Source organism: Paenibacillus sp. FSL E2-0151 (genome assembly GCF_037993015.1).
In the GTDB taxonomy this organism is placed as follows: Bacteria; Bacillota; Bacilli; order Paenibacillales; family Paenibacillaceae; genus Paenibacillus; species Paenibacillus amylolyticus.
This window is the reverse complement of the sequence record NZ_CP150308.1, coordinates 4,942,126-4,963,434: the sequence shown is the minus strand read 5'-3', so window position 1 is coordinate 4,963,434 and position 21,309 is coordinate 4,942,126. Positions and strand designations below refer to the sequence as shown.

Annotated in this window: 20 protein-coding genes; 18 read left to right on the top strand and 2 right to left on the bottom strand. The window is 45.2% G+C overall.

The window, feature by feature from the left end; translation table 11 throughout:
• Positions 1-436: 436 nt before the first annotated feature.
• Positions 437-2,455, top strand: coding sequence for a copper amine oxidase N-terminal domain-containing protein (locus MHI55_RS22330; protein WP_340386927.1), 2,019 nt, complete (start codon positions 437-439; stop codon positions 2,453-2,455).
• A 136-nt stretch (positions 2,456-2,591) separates the two neighbouring features.
• On the opposite strand, the gene MHI55_RS22325 is transcribed toward MHI55_RS22330, so the two are convergent.
• A complete protein-coding gene (locus MHI55_RS22325; RefSeq protein ID WP_017687204.1) occupies positions 2,592-2,894 on the bottom strand; it encodes a hypothetical protein in 303 nt (100 codons plus the stop codon).
• A 351-nt stretch (positions 2,895-3,245) separates the two neighbouring features.
• Between MHI55_RS22325 and MHI55_RS22320 the strand changes: the two genes are divergently transcribed.
• The 3 genes from MHI55_RS22320 to holA all read left to right on the top strand — a co-directional run bounded on the left by MHI55_RS22320 (position 3,246) and on the right by holA (position 6,347).
• Positions 3,246-3,794: a sigma-70 family RNA polymerase sigma factor gene (locus MHI55_RS22320; RefSeq protein WP_017687205.1), complete on the top strand. Its 549-nt coding sequence runs from the start codon at positions 3,246-3,248 to the stop codon at positions 3,792-3,794.
• A complete protein-coding gene (locus MHI55_RS22315; protein ID WP_340386925.1) occupies positions 3,791-5,074 on the top strand; it encodes a zf-HC2 domain-containing protein in 1,284 nt (427 codons plus the stop codon). Before MHI55_RS22320 ends, MHI55_RS22315 begins: the two co-directional genes overlap by 4 nt.
• A 256-nt stretch (positions 5,075-5,330) precedes the next feature.
• On the top strand, positions 5,331-6,347 hold the full coding sequence (gene holA / locus MHI55_RS22310) for a DNA polymerase III subunit delta (protein ID WP_036668560.1): 1,017 nt from the start codon (positions 5,331-5,333) through the stop codon (positions 6,345-6,347).
• Positions 6,348-6,535: 188 nt separating this feature from the next.
• Here the strand turns inward: holA and rpsT are convergent, their stop codons facing one another.
• Complete coding sequence (gene rpsT / locus MHI55_RS22305) at positions 6,536-6,808, bottom strand: 30S ribosomal protein S20 (RefSeq protein ID WP_024628504.1); 273 nt, start codon at positions 6,806-6,808, stop codon at positions 6,536-6,538.
• Positions 6,809-6,983: 175 nt separating this feature from the next.
• On the opposite strand from rpsT, the gene gpr reads away from it, so the two are divergent.
• From gpr to prmA, 14 genes are all read left to right on the top strand, one after another.
• Positions 6,984-7,985: a GPR endopeptidase gene (gpr, locus tag MHI55_RS22300; RefSeq protein ID WP_036615103.1), complete on the top strand. Its 1,002-nt coding sequence runs from the start codon at positions 6,984-6,986 to the stop codon at positions 7,983-7,985.
• Positions 7,986-8,131: 146 nt separating this feature from the next.
• Positions 8,132-9,427, top strand: a complete 1,296-nt coding sequence (locus MHI55_RS22295; RefSeq protein ID WP_100527020.1) for a stage II sporulation protein P — start codon at positions 8,132-8,134, stop codon at positions 9,425-9,427.
• A gap of 55 nt (positions 9,428-9,482) precedes the next feature.
• Positions 9,483-9,842: a hypothetical protein gene (locus MHI55_RS22290; RefSeq protein ID WP_340386923.1), complete on the top strand. Its 360-nt coding sequence runs from the start codon at positions 9,483-9,485 to the stop codon at positions 9,840-9,842.
• 145 nt (positions 9,843-9,987) lie between these two features.
• Positions 9,988-11,802 carry a translation elongation factor 4 gene (lepA, locus tag MHI55_RS22285; RefSeq protein WP_036615097.1) on the top strand — a complete coding sequence of 605 codons (1,815 nt, stop codon included), beginning with the start codon at positions 9,988-9,990 and terminating at the stop codon, positions 11,800-11,802.
• A gap of 222 nt (positions 11,803-12,024) precedes the next feature.
• Positions 12,025-13,209 carry a radical SAM family heme chaperone HemW gene (gene hemW, locus MHI55_RS22280; protein ID WP_036615094.1) on the top strand — a complete coding sequence of 395 codons (1,185 nt, stop codon included), beginning with the start codon at positions 12,025-12,027 and terminating at the stop codon, positions 13,207-13,209.
• Positions 13,210-13,327: 118 nt separating this feature from the next.
• Positions 13,328-13,798, top strand: coding sequence for an N-acetyltransferase (locus MHI55_RS22275; protein ID WP_017687214.1), 471 nt, complete (start codon positions 13,328-13,330; stop codon positions 13,796-13,798).
• A 254-nt stretch (positions 13,799-14,052) separates the two neighbouring features.
• Positions 14,053-15,084, top strand: a complete 1,032-nt coding sequence (gene hrcA, locus MHI55_RS22270) for a heat-inducible transcriptional repressor HrcA (RefSeq protein WP_036615092.1) — start codon at positions 14,053-14,055, stop codon at positions 15,082-15,084.
• A 44-nt stretch (positions 15,085-15,128) separates the two neighbouring features.
• Positions 15,129-15,692, top strand: a complete 564-nt coding sequence (grpE, locus tag MHI55_RS22265; protein ID WP_340386921.1) for a nucleotide exchange factor GrpE — start codon at positions 15,129-15,131, stop codon at positions 15,690-15,692.
• 161 nt (positions 15,693-15,853) lie between these two features.
• Positions 15,854-17,698: a molecular chaperone DnaK gene (gene dnaK, locus MHI55_RS22260; protein WP_047843796.1), complete on the top strand. Its 1,845-nt coding sequence runs from the start codon at positions 15,854-15,856 to the stop codon at positions 17,696-17,698.
• Between the two features lie 129 nt (positions 17,699-17,827).
• A complete protein-coding gene (dnaJ, locus tag MHI55_RS22255; protein WP_036615086.1) occupies positions 17,828-18,952 on the top strand; it encodes a molecular chaperone DnaJ in 1,125 nt (374 codons plus the stop codon).
• Positions 18,953-19,192: 240 nt separating this feature from the next.
• On the top strand, positions 19,193-19,561 hold the full coding sequence (locus tag MHI55_RS22250) for a hypothetical protein (RefSeq protein ID WP_340386919.1): 369 nt from the start codon (positions 19,193-19,195) through the stop codon (positions 19,559-19,561).
• A 28-nt stretch (positions 19,562-19,589) separates the two neighbouring features.
• Positions 19,590-19,769, top strand: a complete 180-nt coding sequence (locus MHI55_RS22245; protein WP_017687220.1) for a YfhD family protein — start codon at positions 19,590-19,592, stop codon at positions 19,767-19,769.
• Complete coding sequence (locus tag MHI55_RS22240) at positions 19,762-20,154, top strand: hypothetical protein (RefSeq protein WP_340386917.1); 393 nt, start codon at positions 19,762-19,764, stop codon at positions 20,152-20,154. The genes MHI55_RS22245 and MHI55_RS22240 overlap by 8 nt, the downstream gene beginning before the upstream one ends.
• Before the next feature lie 189 nt (positions 20,155-20,343).
• Positions 20,344-21,309 carry a 50S ribosomal protein L11 methyltransferase gene (gene prmA / locus MHI55_RS22235; RefSeq protein ID WP_036668569.1) on the top strand — a complete coding sequence of 322 codons (966 nt, stop codon included), beginning with the start codon at positions 20,344-20,346 and terminating at the stop codon, positions 21,307-21,309.

Genomic DNA, 21,309 nt, shown 5'->3' with positions numbered 1-21,309 from the left:
CAACTATCAAGCTAATTATAGTTGCGCTGAATAAGTTTAGTATATGATCAATTTGATCCCAACTTTTATGCCAAATTATCATATTAAATGCAATGAATAACACACTACTGAGTAGAAAGAATCCCAGGAAGTATTTGAAAAATATTATTAGATTCATTTAATCTCCCGCATATCCATTTATAGTTTTGTTACGGTTGCACGCCCTATTTCGTTTATAATATGTTTCTATTTTAGATTATTAAATGCAATCATTTGTATTTGGTTTGTTGTATATATGTAAAAATATGTTTTTAGTTACGGATTTGATTAATGTTATGTGATTTTTGTTGCAGGATTATGGTTGTTTTTACCGAATAATAGTTAGGCCCACCTTAGAGGAGGGATAGAGATACTTAGGGATCGTAGCACTATACATAATAATGAGGGGATCAAGAAAATGGAACTTGTAGAAATGTCGCAAAGTAAAAAGAACAGAAATGCAACTCAGAAGTTTAGAGTGAAATGGATTAGAAAAGCGATAGCCCTATGCATTGGACTTTTAGTTATCGGTTTGATCGTAGGACAGTCCTCCGCTTTTGCATCATCTGGATCGGGTAATTCCATCACTTCAGTTCTTGACCGAAATGACTATTTGCTGGACGATGGTACACTTTGGTCTAAAGGGGCCACAAGTGGAGTATGGACACAAAATCGAAAACTGATTGGTATTTCAAAATCAGAAGACCATTCCATCTATGGGTGGACTGCCGATGGCCAAGTGATTCGGTGGAATAAGGACAATGCGCATAAACCAGTAACGAAACAATTCAATGGCGTTGTGAAAGTTTATGGCCATGGATGGGTTCAGCTTCAGGATGGAAACCTTTATAATTTTGATGATCAGGCTAAGGTTTTGGAATCGATTATCGATGCGGATTCTTATAGTTTTGGAAGCGATTCTTCTTATAGCGCATTATCTTCATCAGGAGATATATATTATGACAAATACAACAAAATACGTAAAGCTGGAAATGTACCTGATGGTAAAGCAATTGCAACGAATGGTGTTTACGCAGCAGTGCTGAAAAATGATGACTCGGTAGTGATCGTAAGTATGCTGTATGAGGATGACTACATCACGGTTGCGAATAATGTGCAATCTTTGATTTGGTGGGGGAGTACGCATAAGCTGCTCACGGTGAAACAGGATGGAAGCGTCTGGAGCTACGATCGAACTGCCAAATATAAGGGCGAGCAACTGCCTGGTTTAAGTAACGTATCGCGGATGGTGTATGCGCCTAATCTGGATGAGCTATATGCACAGTTACAAGATGGATCATGGGCTACATATGATAATGGAAAGTTAACTCCTCTATCAGCTCCCGCGTTAAATCAAGTGACACTTACGGCATCTTCCAAGGAAGCTAATATTGGGGATACGATCACGCTTGCTGTTCAGGAGAATTATAGTAATGGTTTCAAAAACAAGCGTGCGCCATTGCCTGAAGAAATTATAGTGGAGCAGCCCCGAGTTGCACAAATTCAGGCAGGAGGCAAACTGAAGGTTACGGGCATAGGAACAACCAAAGTGACTTTGAAGATAGGTGATTTTGCCTCAAGTCTTCAACTGAACGTTGATTCACAGCAAAAGTTAACAGGCGCCACATTGTTGGATGGAAATGTATACTTGCCAGTACAGTCGATGTTCAAAACTTTGGGAGCCAAAATTGATGTGAAGGGTTCATCTTTTGAAATTCAATTTGGAGTTGACAGTATTACTTTGCAAAAAGGGAGTGCTGTTGCGCGATTAAACAACAAAGAGCTGAAGTTAAAAGGGAAAGTACAAATCATTGGAGGACAAACTGTATTTCCTGCGGAATTGTTAAGACAGGCTGCGGGTATTCAGGTTCGATGGGATGCTGAGCTAAAGCAGGCCAAGGTGCTGGTTGGAAATTCTTCTATTCTGGTGGAATCGAAGGATACACTTGCACTGATCAAGAAAAAAGAGTTGGGGAATCTTGCTCGCTTCATTGGCAAGTCCTACTGGATCAACAGTGATACGAGTTTAGGGCAACGTTTCAGTAAAGTGACCATATCAGATATCAAAATTGAAAAGATTAAATACGGTGATCGAAGTTACTCTATTATCTTCCGTAATGCAAAAGGAAAAACCGTTTCTGCCTACGCAGGAGGTGCACCTTCCAGTGTGACGGAGATGCTTGCGGATTCCAACCAATTCTTCTCTTCTGATCCGTATAAGAAATACAATTGGTCCAAGTCCACTTGGAATAAAATCATTGCTGGAGAAGTAGCTTTAGGAATGAACATAACTCAGGTGCGCCTTGCTTGGGGAGATCCATCGAGCATTACGTATGAAACGAGTTCAAAAGGCAAAATCGAGGTTTGGGTGTATGCCAGCTCCGCAGGCATAAGAGCTTTAGGGTTTCTCAATGGCAAACTGATGGCGATTTACTGATAAATATACCAATTAATCACTTCAATTGATTGCAAGTTACAGCACAGTACAAAAAAAGCCCGCTTTCCGTTACACCCCAGGAGGGAGAATATCGGAAAACGGGCCATTTTTTCAAAATGTAGAAGAAATATAAGAACTACTCTACGCCATCCTTAAAGTGTTTGCTCCAGTGTTTGTCGCCCTTGTGCAACAGATCTTCTACCGTTTTCTCAAGAGTCATCAATAGCTGTGCTCTGACATCCAGTACGGTTTCTCTGTACAAGCGTTCTTCCGATCCAACGATTTTATCGCCGTATAATGCCTGTGCAGCTACGTACTTCCGATGTTCCTCGACCAGAGTATCAATGGACTCCAATGCATGTTCAACAAAGTGGGAAATACTTTGGTATTCTTTGGGCATTTGTTCTTTTAAAGCTTGAATTTTCGCAAGAGCTGGCATGCTCATCACCTCGTGTTTATGAATGTAAATTTACAATACACTATTTTCATGAAAATTGCATTAAAATCAGCTTAAATTTGGACAAATTTCGACTTTTTTTATTTTAGGAACCAAAAAAGTGCTTATCTATAATGTATGCCATTGCATTTGAATTGAGTCGTGTAAGTAATGGAATCCCTTTTGGATACGTTTGGTGACTCGTTATGCAATTTCTGTTATTCTAAGAGAAGATTTCAGCGGCCCTAATACATACGCCGTTATTTTGTTATGGCAAATTAAAAAAATACTTAACTTTGCAACAATTTTATTGATGATCACGTCTGTAAGGTTGCAGGGAGAGGGGGATCCTTTGTGGTAGAGCCGGAACTCATCAGAGCCGCTCAATCGGGCGATCGCGACGCTCTAATTACCCTATTGCGGGAGATTGAACAACATGTCTATCGGACCGCATATTACATTCTAAATAATGAACAGGACGCTTTGGATGCTGCGCAGGAAGCGTTGATCCGAATTTACACCAAAATCAATTCATACGAAGAAAAGGCCCAATTCAAAACATGGGTACAACGCATCGTCACGAACATCTGTATTGATAAATTCAGAAGAACCAAGCCGTCTGTCTCCATTGACGAACATGACATGGTTTTTCAGGATAATCAGGATGTGGAGTACGAGGTCATGTCTACATATGTGGCCCAGGACATTCAGGATGCGATCAACAAGCTTCCCGAGCATCATCGTACCGTTATTGTTCTAAGATATTTGCAGGACTTATCCTACAATGAAATTGCGGATTGTCTCGATCTTCCGTTGAATACGGTGAAATCTTATTTATTTAGAGCCAGGCAGCAATTACAGAATCTACTACAGGAATATCAGAAAGGTGGTGTGACAGGATGAAATGCGAAGAGGTGGTGGAATGGATGCACCGCTATCTGGATCATGATCTGGGCGAGGCGGAAACCGCGCAGATGCTACAGCATGTGGCAAAGTGTCCGGAGTGCGCCGAGAATTTTAGTTTACTCAGAGCTCTTTCCAGAGAACTGGAAGAATTGCCGCAAGTAAGCCCGAAATTTAGTCTGGTTGATGCGATTATGCCACAGCTTGATGCCATTGACGAAGCGCGGAAGGAACAAAGTAGCACCATACAGGAAATGAATCCTGTCCCCGCTACATTTGAGAATTTACAACGTTCAAGTGAGCGGAAAACGAAGCAAAAATGGCTTAACTCGATGGCAGGACGTATGTCCATGGGTGCAGCGGCTGCGGCAGTTATATTGGGATTCGCCATCTGGGGGAATCCGCCTGAACAGATTGAGAATGCCGATTCCATGCTGATGAGCTCTGGAGCTTCTCAAGAGGGCGGCAATTTGGATGAGAATTCATTAAGCAAGAATATTGAAAATTATGATCCTGCCACTTCGTCCCAACCAAGCAGCAACGATGTGTTTGTGGGTCAATCGAATGATTCACCAACTAAACCAGATAACCAAGACGTAGAAACAATGCCTGAAGAGAACGGTGGAGATGAGGTACAGGAGCCTGAAGTTCAGTCAGATCCGACACCTCAACAACCGGCTACTGAATCAACGCCTGCTCCGAATAAAGGACCGCAGGATAATTCGTCCAGAACTCCTTCGACCGATAATCAGAAGAATCCGGCTCAAAACCAAGATTCCGAGCAGAGAATTCAGGAATCAGGAGATTCTCCTAAATCTTCTGCAGATGGGGAAGAGAATGGAGTAACAGAAACAGAAAATGGAGATGCCCAATCCTTCACTTCTCAGGATACAACACCTAATATGACTGAAGATGTTCCGGGTGAAGGTAACACTGTACCTGATTCCAGTGCAGGTGCAGACGCTTCTGGAGGGAACAAAGGATTCGCAGCAGGACCGGATCAGGGAATGACTACAACAGCAGCACCAAAAGAATGGAAGTCACCTGACGGTTCCTATGTAGTTATGCTTATTGGTGATCAAATCAGCATATACTCCAAACCTGTGAGCGAACCGGATGTTCTAAATTTGGTTGAACAACGCAGCATAGAGGGGACACTGAAGTCAGCGAGTTGGTCAAAGGATGGTACCCTTTTTAATTACGAAACGGACAAGGACGGAACAACGGCGAAGAACTCGTTTAATGTACCTGTTGTTTCAGGTGGAGCTCCTGCGAAATAATTAAAAATGGGGAGTGCGCTCCTCTAAACGAAAGAACATTTTCAGTATGACAAGCATATAGTGGAAGTAACAAAACGTCCTATCTCAGTTCAAACAACTGACGTCGTATGACCGCGCACCGGCTTTTTCTAGAACTGCTGGTGACTGCGTTTATATAGATGTAGGACAGGGGACCTTCATCCGCAACTGGATGTAAGGTCCCTTTGTTGTCTTGCGCTTTTTCTGGTAGGATAAGAGGGATAAGGAGGCGCCGTGAATGGATGTAAAAAGTGCAACAAAGGCAATACGTAATGGAGAAACGGCACCGATCTATGTGCTGTACGGAACGGAGAAGTACCAGATACAGCAATTTACGGATATGTTAAAAGAACAGGTTATTGAAGAAGAACATCGTGATTTTGCGATTATTCCATATGATTTGTCTGAAACGGCTGTGGAGGTTGTTATTGAAGAAGCAGAGACTGTACCTTTTCTGGTTCCACGCAAATTAATTATTGTAAGGGATGCGAGCCTGTTCACCGCAGGTAAAGAATCCAAGATTGAACATCAGGTTGATCGTCTGCTTACATATATGGAAAATCCGGCAGATTACAGTACGATTGTTTTCCTGGCCCAAGGGGATAAGCTGGATGAGCGTAAGAAACTGGTGAAAGCTGTCAAGAAACAGGCAGTAGTTCTTGCTTTTGCTCCACTCAGTGGAGAAGAGTTATTGAATTGGATAGTGAAACTTGCGAAGCAGCGGGATGTTTCCTTGGAGACGGGAGCGGCGGAAACGTTGATCAGCTATGCAGGAACAGGTCTTCAGACCCTGTCAGCTGAAGTAGACAAGTTATGTTTGTTTGCGGGTAATGGGGGGACAATCAAACGTGCTGATATCGAGTCACTGGTTGCCCGTAGTACAGAGCAGAACGTATTTTCACTGGTGGAGGAACTTGCTAATTTGCGACTGGAGAAAGCGTTGGCTCTTTTCTATGAGTTGCTGAAGCAGCGGGAAGAACCGATTAAAATTGCGGCTTTAATCGCACGCCAGTTTCGGATCATGATCCAGGTGAAAGAGTTGGGGCAACAAAGTTACTCCCAGCAGCAGATTGCCAGTCAGCTTGGTTTGCATCCGTATGCTGTTAAGATTGCGGGTGAACAAGCTCGGAAATTTCAGCCGGAACGTCTGAGAATGATTTTGAGTCACCTCAGCGAACTGGATTACCAGATGAAAACAGGAGCGGTGGATAAAGTACTTGGTCTGGAGCTGTTCTTATTGAGACTTGGTGCATGAATGGACAAGTAAACGTAATAGATTACTAGTGTGAGAAACAAACAAAGCGACCTTTGCTCCATGATCGTTAAATCATCGGAATAAAGGTCGCTTTATCTTTGTCTTATACTTATCGAATCAGATACTAAAAAATCCTGAAAGCCTATGCTGTTCAGGATTTTTCCATTGGATCGTATAAGTAACGCTTCTTACGCTTGTGCGGAAAGAGCGTTCAGTTTTTTCGCCAAGCGAGACTTTTTGCGTGCTGCAGCATTTTTATGAACCAGACCTTTAGTTACAGCCTTGTCCAGCTTTTTGGAAGCAGCTTGAATCGCAGCTTTTGCAGTATCAACTTCGTTACTTACCAGAGCAGCATCAGCAGCTTTAACAGCTGTACGGAGTGCAGACTTCTGAGAAGCGTTGAGTGCGCGGCGCTTGTCGCTCGTTTTTACGCGTTTAACAGCGGATTTGATGTTTGGCATTACATTCACCTCCTGTAAGGCATTTGCATGAATACAAACGTTTCACAACTTAAAATATTCTATCACGCTAGCATGTAAAATGCAACAGATATTCCTACGATGTTCGACATGCTGTATAAAGAAACCCTTTTTCCCACACAATATGCTCAAATGCGGTAAGGGAGGCAGGGACAGAATGACACTGGATTTGCAAAACTATACAGTTCGTACCGATTTGGCGATCGACTCCAAGGAAATGGCGCAAGGTGGACAGAAACAGACGATTCCCGGACTACAGGAAGATGTGGAGAAAAAAGAGGGCATTACGATTACACGTATTGATGTCCTGACTGAAGAAGCAGCCACGGCCATTGGTCGGGTAAAAGGCCACTATGTCACCTTGGAAGTACCTTCTCTACGGAATGGTGATACCGAGTTACAGGAGCGAGTTGCTGCCGAGTTCACCCGTGAAATGGAAGATTTTATGGTTAAGGCCGGAATTAACAAAACATCCAAGGTTTTGATTGTTGGCTTGGGGAACTTAAATGTCACCCCGGATTCACTCGGTCCACTTGTTGTGGAAAATCTGATGGTGACGCGTCAGTATTTTGAATTGGTGCCAGATCAGGTTGCGCCAGGGTATCGGGAAGTCAGCGCGATTGCTCCCGGCGTGTTAGGTACAACGGGCATTGAATCCAGTGACATCGTACAGGGGATTGTAGACCGGACCAAGCCGGATGCCATTATAGCGATTGATGCGCTGGCCTCCCGTTCCTTGGAACGTGTAAATACAACGATTCAGGTAGCGGACATTGGTATTCACCCGGGTTCAGGTATCGGAAATAAACGGCGTGGCCTCACCCGTGAGATATTAGGTGTGCCTTGCATCGCCATCGGAGTACCAACCGTATGTTATGCGTCCACCATTGTGAACAATGTGATTGAGATGATGCGCTCACACTTCCGCCAGGAAACGGATCAGACCAAACAGATCATGGGTATGCTGGACGACATTGGTGAGCAAGATCGCTTGAGTCTAGTGAAAGAGGTACTGGAGCCACTAGGTCATGACCTCATTGTTACCCCAAAGGAAATCGATGAGTTTATTGAGGGAATTGCCAATGTTATCGCTACAGGACTTAACGCCGCACTCCATGATGCCGTGAATCCGGATAACGTAGCCGCCTATACACATTAAAACTTAAAACTGCTGAGAAGAAGGTCCGAATCTATCGGACTTTCTTTTTTTTGTTTTTGGAATCTTTCATTTTCCTGTTCTATCAATTTGGGCGGGCTCATAGAGTTGAAGTATAAGAGTTGTCCAGCAGGGAAGGAGACAGCAGAATGAACAAGATATTGGCCTGGAATATTGGGAAGTGGAAAAAAAGATGTCTGCACGTGCTGGCCATGGGCCGTACGTTGTTGTTGCTTATGATCATATCTGCTTTGTTTTTTGTCGTACTTGGTCTCGGGGGAATGGCAGAGAAACGTTTGAACAATTCACCCGTTTCTTCCATGAAAGGATTTGCGAGTGCAGTATCAAGCCGCTTTTTCGTCGATATGCTCGGTATGGAGATGCCCCATCTCACCCAGAAGGAACAGACTTCTGCTATATCCGGTGAAAACCTCACCTCATTTGTTTTCCAATTACTAACGAATGTAAATCCTCAAGATCCGAAGAGCCTGATTGCGAGAGAAATGCCGGGCATGGGTTCCAACCAACCTGTTCTGCTCCGCCCTGGATCTGGTAACGAAAAAGCCGAGGCTCCCGAAGATTATCAGCCCGGTCCCGGTCTTACGGATACGGCTTCCGCAGGTGGAGGAAAACCCGGTAGTGAGCTGCATGTTCCACCAGGTCAGGACAATACGGATCCACCTGAGTCTAGTGAGCCTGGAGATGGAGAAGGTAAAGAAGATCCCCCAGCGAAGAATGGTGAGAAAGACAATTCAGGCTCACCGACAACAGGCAAAAAGTCAATTCTTATTTATCATTCCCATCCACGTGAAGGCTACAATCCACTACTAGGTACGAAAAGTGATAATCCATCATCAGGCAAATCAACAGGCAATGTGTTTCAAGTGGGAACCTACCTCTCAGACAGTCTGGAGAAGCTGGGAATCGGCGTAGAACACGCCAAGGATGATTACCCCACTAAAGTTAAGGACTACAACTGGAACTATTCTTATAAATACTCCCGTCAAACGGTAAAAGCGGCACTCTCCCAAAATGATGATCTGACGTATCTCATAGACATTCATCGCGATTCACAGCGTCATGGCAAAACAACAACAACTATTAATGACTTGGGCTACGCCAAAGTGTATTTCATTATTGGACATGAAAATCCGAATTGGCGGCAAAATGAAGCCTTTGCAGCGAAAATTCATAAGAAACTGGAAGCCAAGTATCCTGGGGTATCCCGTGGTGTGTGGGGCAAAGATGGGGGAGGAGCCAACAATGGAGAGTATAACCAAACCCTTTCACCCAACAGCATTTTGATCGAGATTGGCGGCATCGACAACACAGGAGCTGAGCTCCAACGGACATCGAAGATTCTAGCAGACATGATTGCCCAAGTGTATTGGGAAGATCAGAAGGTGGACAAAGCCAGTGCAGAAACGTCATCACAGGGTGGATAGGGACTATATATGGTATGAAGCACAAAATAGTAGAGAGTGACAGGAGGCAAAGCATATGTCCAGATTCGGTAAAAGACTGTTATCCATCGCTGTATTAATGTTGCTGGGTGTGCTGTTTGGAATGCAGTTGGCTGGCAGCAACTTTCATATGGGTAATTCATCAGACGGCACGTCAACCGCTGTGACAACAGAGCCAACTTCATCGGTGACCGAATCTGTTCCGACTGCACCTGTCCAAAAGGAAATTAAAGAACCACCATTTGTACCTGTTCAGTCACCAAGCCAAGTGCTTGGGGCGGATCAAGATAAGGCTCCAGTTGATGTGTTGGCAGACAAAACGGCTGGATTATTGCAAAATCTCTCACACAGTGGAATCAAATGGGTGGTCTCTCTTTTTAGCGGCGTTGCTGAATAAAATACTATAAATTTAAGGTACAATATAACCTCTGGGAGTGCATGATGACACTTTATTATAAAGTTGAGACATCACGGGATTGATGCACTGTGCTTCAACTGTTATAATGAAGTGATTGACACTAGGCTGTTTCTGGGGGTAAGGAATGACTGACATTCGGGCAAGACAACGTAAAATTCGTAACTTTTCTATTATTGCACATATAGATCACGGCAAATCAACACTTGCGGACCGGATCTTGGAGCACACAGGTGCGCTCACTTCACGTGAAATGCAGGAACAAGTTCTGGATAAAATGGACCTTGAACGTGAACGTGGAATAACGATCAAGCTACAAGCAGTAGCCTTGACTTACAAAGCGGATGATGGTGAAGAGTATTTATTGAATCTGATTGACACACCGGGACACGTAGACTTCACGTATGAAGTATCACGCAGTCTTGCTGCATGTGAAGGTGCTCTGCTGGTTGTGGATGCGGCTCAGGGAATTGAAGCCCAAACACTTGCCAACGTGTATCTGGCATTGGATAACAATCTTGAAATTTTACCGGTTATCAACAAAATTGACCTTCCGAGCGCTGATCCTGAACGGGTGAAGCAGGAAGTGGAAGATGTTATTGGTTTGGACACAAGTAATGCGGTTTTGGCTTCGGCCAAATCAGGAATCGGAATCAAAGAAATTTTGGAACAAGTGGTGAAAAGTGTTCCAGCACCAACTGGTGATCCTGACCAGCCTTTGAAAGCGCTGATTTTTGACTCGCACTATGACCCGTACAAAGGTGTAATCGTATATGTGCGTGTTGTTGACGGCAAAATCAAATCCGGTTCCAAAATCAAAATGATGGCAACAGGAAAATCATTTGAAGTCATTGAAGTTGGAGCGTTCAAACCTCGGATGACCATCGTGGACGAGCTGAACGTCGGGGATGTTGGATTTATCGTTGCAGGTATCAGGCATGTTGGCGATACACAAGTCGGGGATACGGTAACGGATGCCAAAAATCCAACACCGGAACCTTTGCCGGGTTATCGTAAAATTAACCCAATGGTGTATTGTGGTCTCTATCCGATCGAAACATCGGACTATGTTGATCTGCGTGAAGCGTTGGAGAAATTGCAGTTGAACGATGCTTCTCTGAGCTTTGAACCGGAAACATCCAGTGCACTCGGTTTTGGATTCCGTTGCGGATTCCTTGGACTGCTTCACATGGACGTTATCCAAGAGCGGATCGAGCGGGAGTTTAACATTCCGTTGATTACAACGGCACCAAGTGTAATCTATCACGTTACCTTAACGAATGGTGAAGTGATGAAAATCGACAACCCATCCAACTATCCTGAGGTGGGACGGATTGATTACGTCGAGGAACCATACGTCAAGGCAGATATTATCGTACCGAATGATTATGTAGGTACCATTATGGAGCTGTGTCAGACTAAACGCGGTGAATATGTAAATATGGAATATCTGGACACAACCCGGGTTACCATTACCTATGAGATTCCGTTGTCCGAGATTGTATATGACTTCTTCGACCAGTTGAAATCCGGTACCAAAGGATATGCATCACTGGATTATGAGCTGTCCGGTTACCGTCAGTCCAATCTGGCGAAAATGGATATTGTACTCAATGGCGAACAGGTGGATGCTCTGTCCTTCATCGTTCACCGTGATCGTGCCTATAACCGCGGACGCATTGTCTGTGAGAAACTGCGCGAGCTGATTCCACGGCAAATGTTCGAGGTGCCAATTCAGGCATCAGTAGGTACCAAGGTTGTTGCTCGTGAGACGGTAAAAGCAATGCGTAAAAACGTACTTGCCAAGTGTTATGGTGGTGACATCTCGCGGAAACGGAAACTGCTTGAGAAGCAGAAGGAAGGTAAGAAGCGGATGAAGCAGGTTGGTAACGTTGAGGTGCCGCAAGAGGCATTCATGGCGGTACTGAAAATTGATGACTAGGACGTTTGCTTGCTAACGTCACGTGAATCCTTTTGGTACATCAATAATTTGTGTATGAAAGGATAAACGATATTTTGTCTCGGGTACATCACATAATGTGTGTATCGAAATTGAATTGTAGGACGTTTGCTTGCAAACATGGTTACAACACAGAATATTAAATAACTAAGCTAAAAGGGAAGCCGGATGGCTTTCCTTTTTTCAAATAGAGGGGGACTTGCCATGACATTGGCAGCACACAGCCGGAAGACAGGTGCGCCCCAAGCGGTGTATCTTCACATTCCCTTTTGCACGAATAAATGTTTTTATTGCGACTTTAACTCCTACGTTCTGAAAGATCAGCCCGTGATGCAATATCTCGAAGCGCTGGAACGGGAGATGGAACATACAGTTAAGGCCAATCCACCGGGCGAGATCAAGACGATATTTGTAGGTGGGGGTACGCCAACAGCTCTGAAACCGGATGAGATGGCCGTATTTCTTCGTTCCGTGAAGACGTATTTCCCAAATTGGGCAGACGATATTGAATTTTCGATGGAAGCCAACCCGGGAACAACGGATGCGGAGAAACTCGCTGCGATGAAAGAAGGCGGCGTCAACCGTGTCAGCTTTGGCGTACAAGCTTTTCAGAATGATCTGCTGACAGGCATTGGCCGTATTCATAATACGGATGATGTATATCGCAGTTTGGAGAATGCTCGTAAAGCAGGCTTGAATAACTTGTCCATTGACCTGATGTTTGGGTTGCCAAACCAGACCGTAGAGATGTTGAATGAGAGTATCGACAAAGCGCTGGAACTGGATCTGCCGCATTACTCCATCTACAGCCTGAAAGTGGAAGAGAATACACTTTTCCATACCCTGTATCAGAAGAACCAGTTACCACTTCCTCATGAAGATGATGAGCTGGAGATGTATCTTCTATTAATGAGACGTATGAAAGAAGCAGGTTATGGACAATACGAGATCAGTAACTTTGCCAAGCCGGGCTTTGAGAGTCGTCACAATATTACCTACTGGCGTAATGAGGACTACTACGGTCTGGGTGCAGGTGCACACGGATATGTGGGCCGCGAACGGCATATGAATATTAAAGGTATAAATCCTTATGTTGAAGCTTCACGAGCAGGGCTGCCTCGTCTGGATCATTTTGAGATTGCTCGCCCCGAAGCCATGGAAGATTATCTGATGGTTGGACTGCGAATGTTGGAGGGAGCTTCGGCCTCACGCTTTAGCGAACAGTTCGGAGAGTCCATGGAAGAAGTGTTTGCGAAGCCTTTGGGCAAAATGTTGAACGCAGGGTTGCTTGAGCGGACGGCAGACGGCTTCCGACTGAGCGAGAAGGGTATCCTGTTCGGAAATGACGTTTTTGCGGAGTTTATCGGGTCCATATCGCTGAATTCATAGCTTGAAATTCTATACGCTCTGTTGTATATTTATTCATATTGATTTTACAGAGCGTGTTAATTTAACAACTACGAAGTCAGCTTTCCTCTGGAAAGCTTGGTAATAGGAGGAGAGCAGGATGTCGGTAATATGCAGAAAAGCCGTGCCGGAAGATGTTGAACCACTGTATGAAATGATTAAGGGCTATGCAGAGCGTGGGATCATGCTTCCGCGATCACGGGAAATACTGCACCGACAGCTGGAGCACTTTGTTGTAGCCGAAGTTGATGGTGAAGTGGTGGGTTGCGGATCGCTTTGTCGTCTGGGGAATGATTTGGTGGAAGTCAGATCACTCGGTATCTCGGAAGGACACAAAGGGCTCGGTATTGGCTCCCGATTGCTGGACCGACTGGTAGAAGAAGCGGAGAAACAACAGATTCCTAAGGTTATGGCGTTGACATATGAAGTATCCTTCTTCCTCAAAAACGGCTTTGCCGTAGTGGAAAAAGAGATTTTCCCTGAGAAAGTATGGACCGACTGTGTTCATTGCAGCAAGCAGGATTGTTGTGATGAGATCGCGGTATTAAAAGAGCTTAACGTTTCAGCTTAACAACTGAATGGACTGCATGGATCGAGCCGAGTCAGCCTCTGCCCTACATGCAGTCCTTTTTTACTTCAAAGTATGTTCAATAAAGTTGTTAGGACTCGTTGACATTGGTCTATACTATAAATAGATGAGCCCACTCATCAAACTCACTTGACAATGTTCACGTCAGTTTGGTATTTTTGTATTACCGCTTAGCACTCATCTAACCGGAGTGCTAACGACATGGGACAGTACAGTCAGAAGGAGGGATACTCACCATGTTAACAGAGCGTCAACGAATGATTCTGAACGCTATAGTGGATGACTATATCCGTTCAGCTGAGCCCGTAGGGTCCCGGAGCATTTCCAAAAGGGGAGATGTTGGATACAGTCCGGCGACGATCCGTAATGAAATGGCGGACCTTGAAGATATGGGTTTCCTGGAACAGCCGCATACATCGGCAGGACGCATTCCTTCTCATAAAGGCTATCGATATTATGTCGATCATTTGGTCCCTTGGAATCAGGTGGAGCCTCAGGAGTTGGATGATCTGAAGTCGTTCTTCGCCGAAAAGCTGAACGTTATGGAACAAGTTATTCAGCATGCATCCAATATTTTGTCACATATGACGAATTATACTTCGATCCTGCTGGGACCGGAAGTATTCCATACGTCCTTACGTCACTTTCAATTGCTTCCGCTGAACGAGAGTGAAGCTGTGGCAATCATCGTGACCAATACAGGTCAAGTGGAGAACAAGACGGTTCAGATTCCACCAGAAATCTCGGTAGCTGAGATGGAAAATGTGGTTCGCTTGTTAAATACCAAACTTGTGGGCGTACCAATCTACAAATTGAAATCCCGTCTTTATACCGAACTTGGGCAAGAGATGGAACGGCATATTACACGTTACGAGGAAGTTATGCAGGTGCTGAACAGTGCCTTTGACAACGAACATGATAATCGTCTGTTCCTCAGTGGTGCCACCAATATGTTGACTCAACCGGAGTTTAAAGATATCGAAAAGGTAAAAGATATTCTTGACCTGCTGGAAGAGACACCAACACTCATGAAATTGATGATGCCCGTGCCGGGTGGATCTGGTATTCAAGTGCGAATCGGCACTGAGAATGATCATGAAGCCTTTGCCAACTGCAGCCTGATTACAGCCTCCTATTCATTGGACGGTGAGGCTTTGGGTTCGATCGGTATTCTAGGACCCACGCGGATGGATTATGCACGTGTCATTCATATTTTAAATACACTATCCCGTGACTTGACGGCGATGCTAACACATCGTTTCAAATAAGATTCGGGAATGAACCATTTCATTCGTATAAGGAGGTGAACATCTTGAAAGAGGAGCAATCATTTACAGAAGAACAAGAGGTAACAGCAACTGAGCAGGAGCCTATTAATGAAGCTGGCGCTGCAGAAGCACAAGCTGAAGAGATGGCTGGTCAGGAGCAGGATGAGCTTGCACGTCTGAAGGCAGAAGCTGAGGAGCAACAACAGCGTTATGTCCGTGCACAGGCTGATTTTGATAACTTCCGTCGTCGTACGCAGAAGGAAAAAGAAGAATTGGCTAAATACGCTTCGATGAAGCTGGTCACCGAACTGGTACCGGTTATTGATAACTTCGAGCGCGCCATGGCTACTGTACCGGAAGGAGCAGAGGTCGAATCTTTCTCCAAGGGCATCCAAATGATTTTCCGTCAATTGGAAACCGTGATGAATAATGAAGGTCTGACGGCTATGGAATCGGTAGGACAACCGTTCAATCCTGAATTCCACCAAGCAATTATGCAAGTGGAGAGCGACGAGTACGAAGAAGGTATCGTTGTTGAGGAAATCCAAAAAGGCTACATGCTGAAAGATAAAGTGCTTCGTCCAGCTATGGTTAAAGTCAGCTCATAAATTCCTTATAGGAAGGAATGAGTCGGCTCCATGGTTGAACAATGTGGGCGAAGTTTAATATAAAGGTTTGTACACATAGAGCACGATTAGCAACATGAACATCTAAATAAGGGTCAGATCAGACCCATTCATTTTAAATTGTTGAGGGAGGAAATTTTCGGATGAGCAAAGTAATTGGTATTGACTTAGGAACAACAAACTCATGCGTAGCAGTAATGGAAGGCGGCGAGGCTGTCGTAATTCCAAATCCGGAGGGCGCACGTACAACTCCATCCGTAGTTGGTTTCAAAAAAGATGGAGAGCGCGTTGTTGGTGAAACAGCAAAACGTCAAGCCATCACCAATCCGGATCGTACCATCATGTCGATCAAACGTCACATGGGTACTTCCCACAAGGAAACAATCGATAGCAAAGACTACTCCGCACAAGAGATCTCTGCAATCATTCTGCAAAAATTGAAATCCGATGCTGAAGCTTATCTGGGTCAAACGGTAACTCAAGCAGTTATCACTGTACCAGCTTACTTCAATGACAGTCAGCGCCAAGCGACTAAAGATGCGGGTAAAATTGCAGGTTTGGAAGTTCTGCGTATCGTCAACGAGCCAACAGCAGCAGCTTTGGCATACGGTATGGAGAAATCCGAAGACCAAACGATCCTCGTATATGACCTGGGTGGCGGTACGTTCGACGTATCCATTCTTGAACTGGGTGATGGCTTCTTCGAAGTTAAAGCAACTAGCGGGGACAACAAACTAGGCGGGGATGACTTTGACCAAGTGATCATTGATTACCTCGTAAGTGAATTCAAAAAAGATCAAGGCATTGACTTGAGTAAAGATAAAGCAGCGGTTCAACGTTTGAAAGATGCAGCGGAAAAAGCGAAAAAAGAACTTTCCGGCGTATTGACTACAACGATCTCCTTGCCGTTCATCACAGTTGCTGATGGCGTTCCTCAGCATTTGGAGTTGAACCTGAGCCGTGCGAAATTTGAAGAAATCTCTGAAGGTCTGGTTGAGCGTACGCTTGAACCAACTCGTCGTGCATTGAGTGATGCGGGTATGACGCCTAACGATATCGACAAGATCGTATTGGTTGGTGGTTCGACACGTATTCCAGCAGTACAAGAAGCAATCAAAAAACTGACGGGTAAAGAGCCACACAAAGGCGTTAACCCGGATGAAGTTGTAGCTTTGGGTGCTGCTGTACAAGCGGGCGTACTGACAGGTGACGTGAAAGACGTTGTATTGCTCGACGTAACGCCATTGTCCCTGGGTATCGAAACAGCGGGTGGCGTATTCACTAAAATGATCGAGCGTAACACTACGATCCCTACAAGCAAATCTCAAGTGTTCTCCACATATGCAGACAATCAACCAAGCGTTGAGATTCATGTTCTGCAAGGTGAGCGTGAGATGGCAGCGGGTAACAAATCGCTTGGACGTTTCATGTTGGGTGATATTCCACCAGCTCCACGTGGCGTTCCACAGATCGAAGTTAGCTTCGATATTGATGCCAACGGTATCGTTAACGTATCTGCAACAGATAAAGGTACGAACAAAACTCAAAAAATCACAATCACTTCTTCCAGCGGTTTGAGCGATGCTGAAGTTGAGCAAATGATGAAAGATGCTGAGTTGCACGCTGAAGAAGATAAAAAACGCAGAGAACTCGTTGAAGCGAAAAACAGTGCAGATCAATTGATCTACTCTGTTGACAAAACGATCAAAGATCTTGGCGAAAAAGCAGATGCTGGCGAAGTTGAAAAAGCGAATGCTGCCAAAGAAAAACTGCAAGGCGTTCTGGCTTCCGACAACCTGGAAGATATCAAAGCTGCTACAGAAGAACTGACAGAGATCGTTCAACAACTGTCCGTGAAACTGTATGAGCAAGCTCAGGCGCAAGAGCAAGAAGCACAAGGTGCTGAAGAGCAACAAGGTTCTGCTAAACGTGACAACGTCGTAGACGCTGATTACGAAGTTGTGGATGAAGATAAAAAACAAAACTAATTCGTAGTTCTACGCGAATTAAACATCGGTGACGTTCGAATTAGAGGGAAAGTCATAGCCGGGGCTCCCGCGCTTTGGCTTTCCTTTTGTCACGATGTGCGATATGGTGAATGATATGGGGGTGGAAGAGTGGCTGAAAAGCGTGATTATTATGAGGTGCTTGGCGTTAGTAAAACGGCTAACGACGATGAGATTAAAAAGGCTTACCGTAAGCTTGCCCGTCAGTATCACCCTGACGTAAACAAGGCTGCTGATGCGGAAGCTAAATTTAAAGAAGTTAAAGAAGCTTACGACGTAGTGAGTGACGGTCAGAAGCGTGCACAATATGATCAATATGGTCATGTCGATCCGAATCAAGGTGGATTCGGTGGTGGCGGTGATTTTGGCGGCGGCGGATTTGGCGACATCTTCGACATGTTCTTTGGCGGCGGTGGCGGTGGACGACGTGATCCAAATGCTCCGCAACGGGGGAATGATCTGCAGTACACGATGACAATTGAGTTCAAGGAAGCTGTATTCGGTAAAGAAACCGATATTACGATTCCGCGTACCGAAGGCTGTGATACCTGTCATGGCTCAGGTGCCAAACCTGGAACGAAACCGGAAACCTGCTCGGTCTGCCAAGGTAGCGGTCAGCAGGAAGTCGTGCAAAATACACCGTTTGGTCGTATGGTTAATCGTCGTGCATGTTCGAACTGTAGCGGTTCGGGCCAAATTATCAAAGAAAAATGTACAACGTGCAGTGGTAGCGGTAAAGTCCGCAAGCAACGCAAAATCCATGTTCGCATTCCAGCGGGTGTAGATGATGGCGCGCAACTGCGTATGACAGGTGAGGGTGAAGGCGGCCTGCGTGGCGGACCAGCGGGAGATCTGTATATTGTCATTCGCGTGAAATCACATGATTTCTTCGAGCGTGAAGGCGACGATATTTATTGCGAAATCCCACTTACCTTTGCTCAGGCAGCTCTGGGAGATGAAGTTGAGATCCCAACGTTGACCGAGAAAGTGAAGTTGAAAGTACCAGCTGGTACACAAACGGGAACGTATTTCCGCCTCAAAGGCAAAGGTGTACCACGCCTGCGCGGTATGGGGCAGGGGGATCAGCATGTGAAAGTGGTTGTGGTTACACCTAGTAAGCTGAATGACGAGCAGAAGGATCTGCTTCGCCAAATTGCTTCGCTGGATGGAGAGCAAACACATGAGCATGAACAATCTTTCTTTGATAGAGTGAAACGCGCCTTCCGCGGCGACTGAGAATAAAATAAAGTAAGTTCAAAAGGACACCACAGCGGTTTTTACCGCGGGGTGTCCTTTTTTGTACGCCTTTTTTAGTAGTTCAGTGGTTTTTGTGAAATCCATGGATTTATGCTACAAAGAACGACAGCAATTTGTGGGAGCATTTCGGTATATTCTGAGCGAACTTGCGGAAAGATAGCATGGCGAGAATGATATGCATAGCTGATATGCGAGAAATTAGGGAAGCAGGTGAAGCGGATGACCGAGAAAAATATTTTGGCGTACTTTCACAGCCCGGAGCAGGCTCAAGGGGCGGCCAAAAAACTGGAGGCATTGCGAGTGGAGGACCTGTCAATTAATCGATTCAGCCGATATGCGGGTGTAGGACCAAGCGGGGCTTCCTACAAGCCGGGCGTTTCCGGCAGTTTTTCATCATGGGTGCCCGATTCGATGCAAACAAATGCCAGTGCTGGAATTATGGCTGCGGCGGACCCTTCTGCAAGCGGCATGAGTGATGGTGCACAGGGTGGCCCTACAGGAAGAGATGTATTACTAACTGTCATCGTAGATGAATCGGTACATCACCGCGCTATGTCTATAATCGAACAAGCCGGTGGAATGATCTAGTTTCCCAATATGAAGGAGGAGCATTACAATGGCTGAACATGAACGTCCAGGCAAGATCTTAACGAAAACGGAAAAGATGAAACGTATGCAATCCGCAAAAAATGAGGACGTGGAATTCAGCGCTGAAGCTGCGGATCATGAAGATATAGAAGCACTACGCCGCAGTGAAGCGGCTGATCGACGACAGGGACGGGAGCTTCATGACTGAAGATCGCTCGGCAGTGACCCTCGAAGCTGTTTTTACAAGCTGGACTGAGGCTGAGTCTGCACGCAGAGCCCTGGAATTGTTACACCCGAACCAATTAAGCATCGAGAGCCTTGGCAATGAAGCGTCTGCATTGGACTCAAACGATGTTACGGGCTCCAATAATTCTCCTACGGCCGTCGTCGGAGGATTTAGTGGCGAACTGAATGTACTTGCCCTGATTAGTGATGAAACGGAAATGTTGTCCAATGGTCAGGTGTATGATACACCCAAAGAGGACTCGGCCAACAGGCTAAAACAAGAAATTTTGCTGACCGTGTCCGTATCCAACGATTCGCTCCCGCAAGCCGCAGAGATGATCACGCAGAATGGTGGACGTTTTTGCTAACTGAGATTCGAATTATGCAAAATGCTGAAGTAAATGAAACAGATATGTATGAATAGATGACAGGATATTCGAGCAGTCAGGCTGCGGATATCCTGTTTTGTTTTTCTTTTAGTGGTCGGCTTTGTGCTCCGGCTAGCTTGTGTAGTACAATAGTTGGGATGTTTGAAAAATGAGGAGGAAAAACCAAGTATGTTATGGCATGAACTAACAATACATACCACAGAAGAAGCTGTGGAGATGATTTCGAATTTTTTACATGAAGCGGGTGCTGGAGGGGTTTCGATTGAAGAGTCCGGTACTTTAAATAAAAAACGGGACACGACATATGGTGAGTTATACGACGTTCCTTTGAATGATATTCCGGAAGGCTTTGCAGTCATCAAAGGGTACTTCTCCGAAGGTACGGACATGGTTGCATTACAGTTAGAAGTTAATCCGAGAGTTGAGGAACTCTCCGAATTCGGAATTGATACAGGTGAGGTTCGTTATGAGACGCGTACAGTGGATGAAGATGACTGGGCAACAGCCTGGAAACAATATTTCAAGCCGGTACGTGTATCGGAACGTTTGACGATCAAGCCAACTTGGGAAGAGTATACGCCTGAAAGTCCAGATGAGAAAATTATTGAGCTTGATCCAGGCATGGCTTTTGGTACAGGAACCCACCCAACGACCTCCCTCTGCTTGCGCACACTGGAAACGGTTATTCAGGGCGGCGAGGAAGTTATTGACGTAGGTACAGGCTCTGGTATTTTGGCTATTGGAGCGATAAAACTTGGGGCAAAACATGTACTGGCGCTTGATCTTGATCCAGTTGCCGTAATTAGTGCCAGGGAGAATGTGGAACTGAATGGGCTGGAACAACAAATTACGGTTAAAGAGAGTGATCTGTTGTCCGTCCTTGGGAGTCAGGACCCTGCACTTGGTGTACAACTACCGGTTAAAGTTGTCGTGGCGAACATTCTGGCTGAGATTATTTTGTTGTTCGTAGACGATGTCTATAATGCGCTTGAGTCTGGTGGGACCTATATTGTATCCGGCATTTGGAAGAACAAAGAGCAGGTTGTACATGATGCACTGGTAGCCTCCGGGTTTGAAGTGAGTGCGATCCACCGTGATGAGGATTGGCTGGCGTTTGTAGCCAGAAAGGGGTAA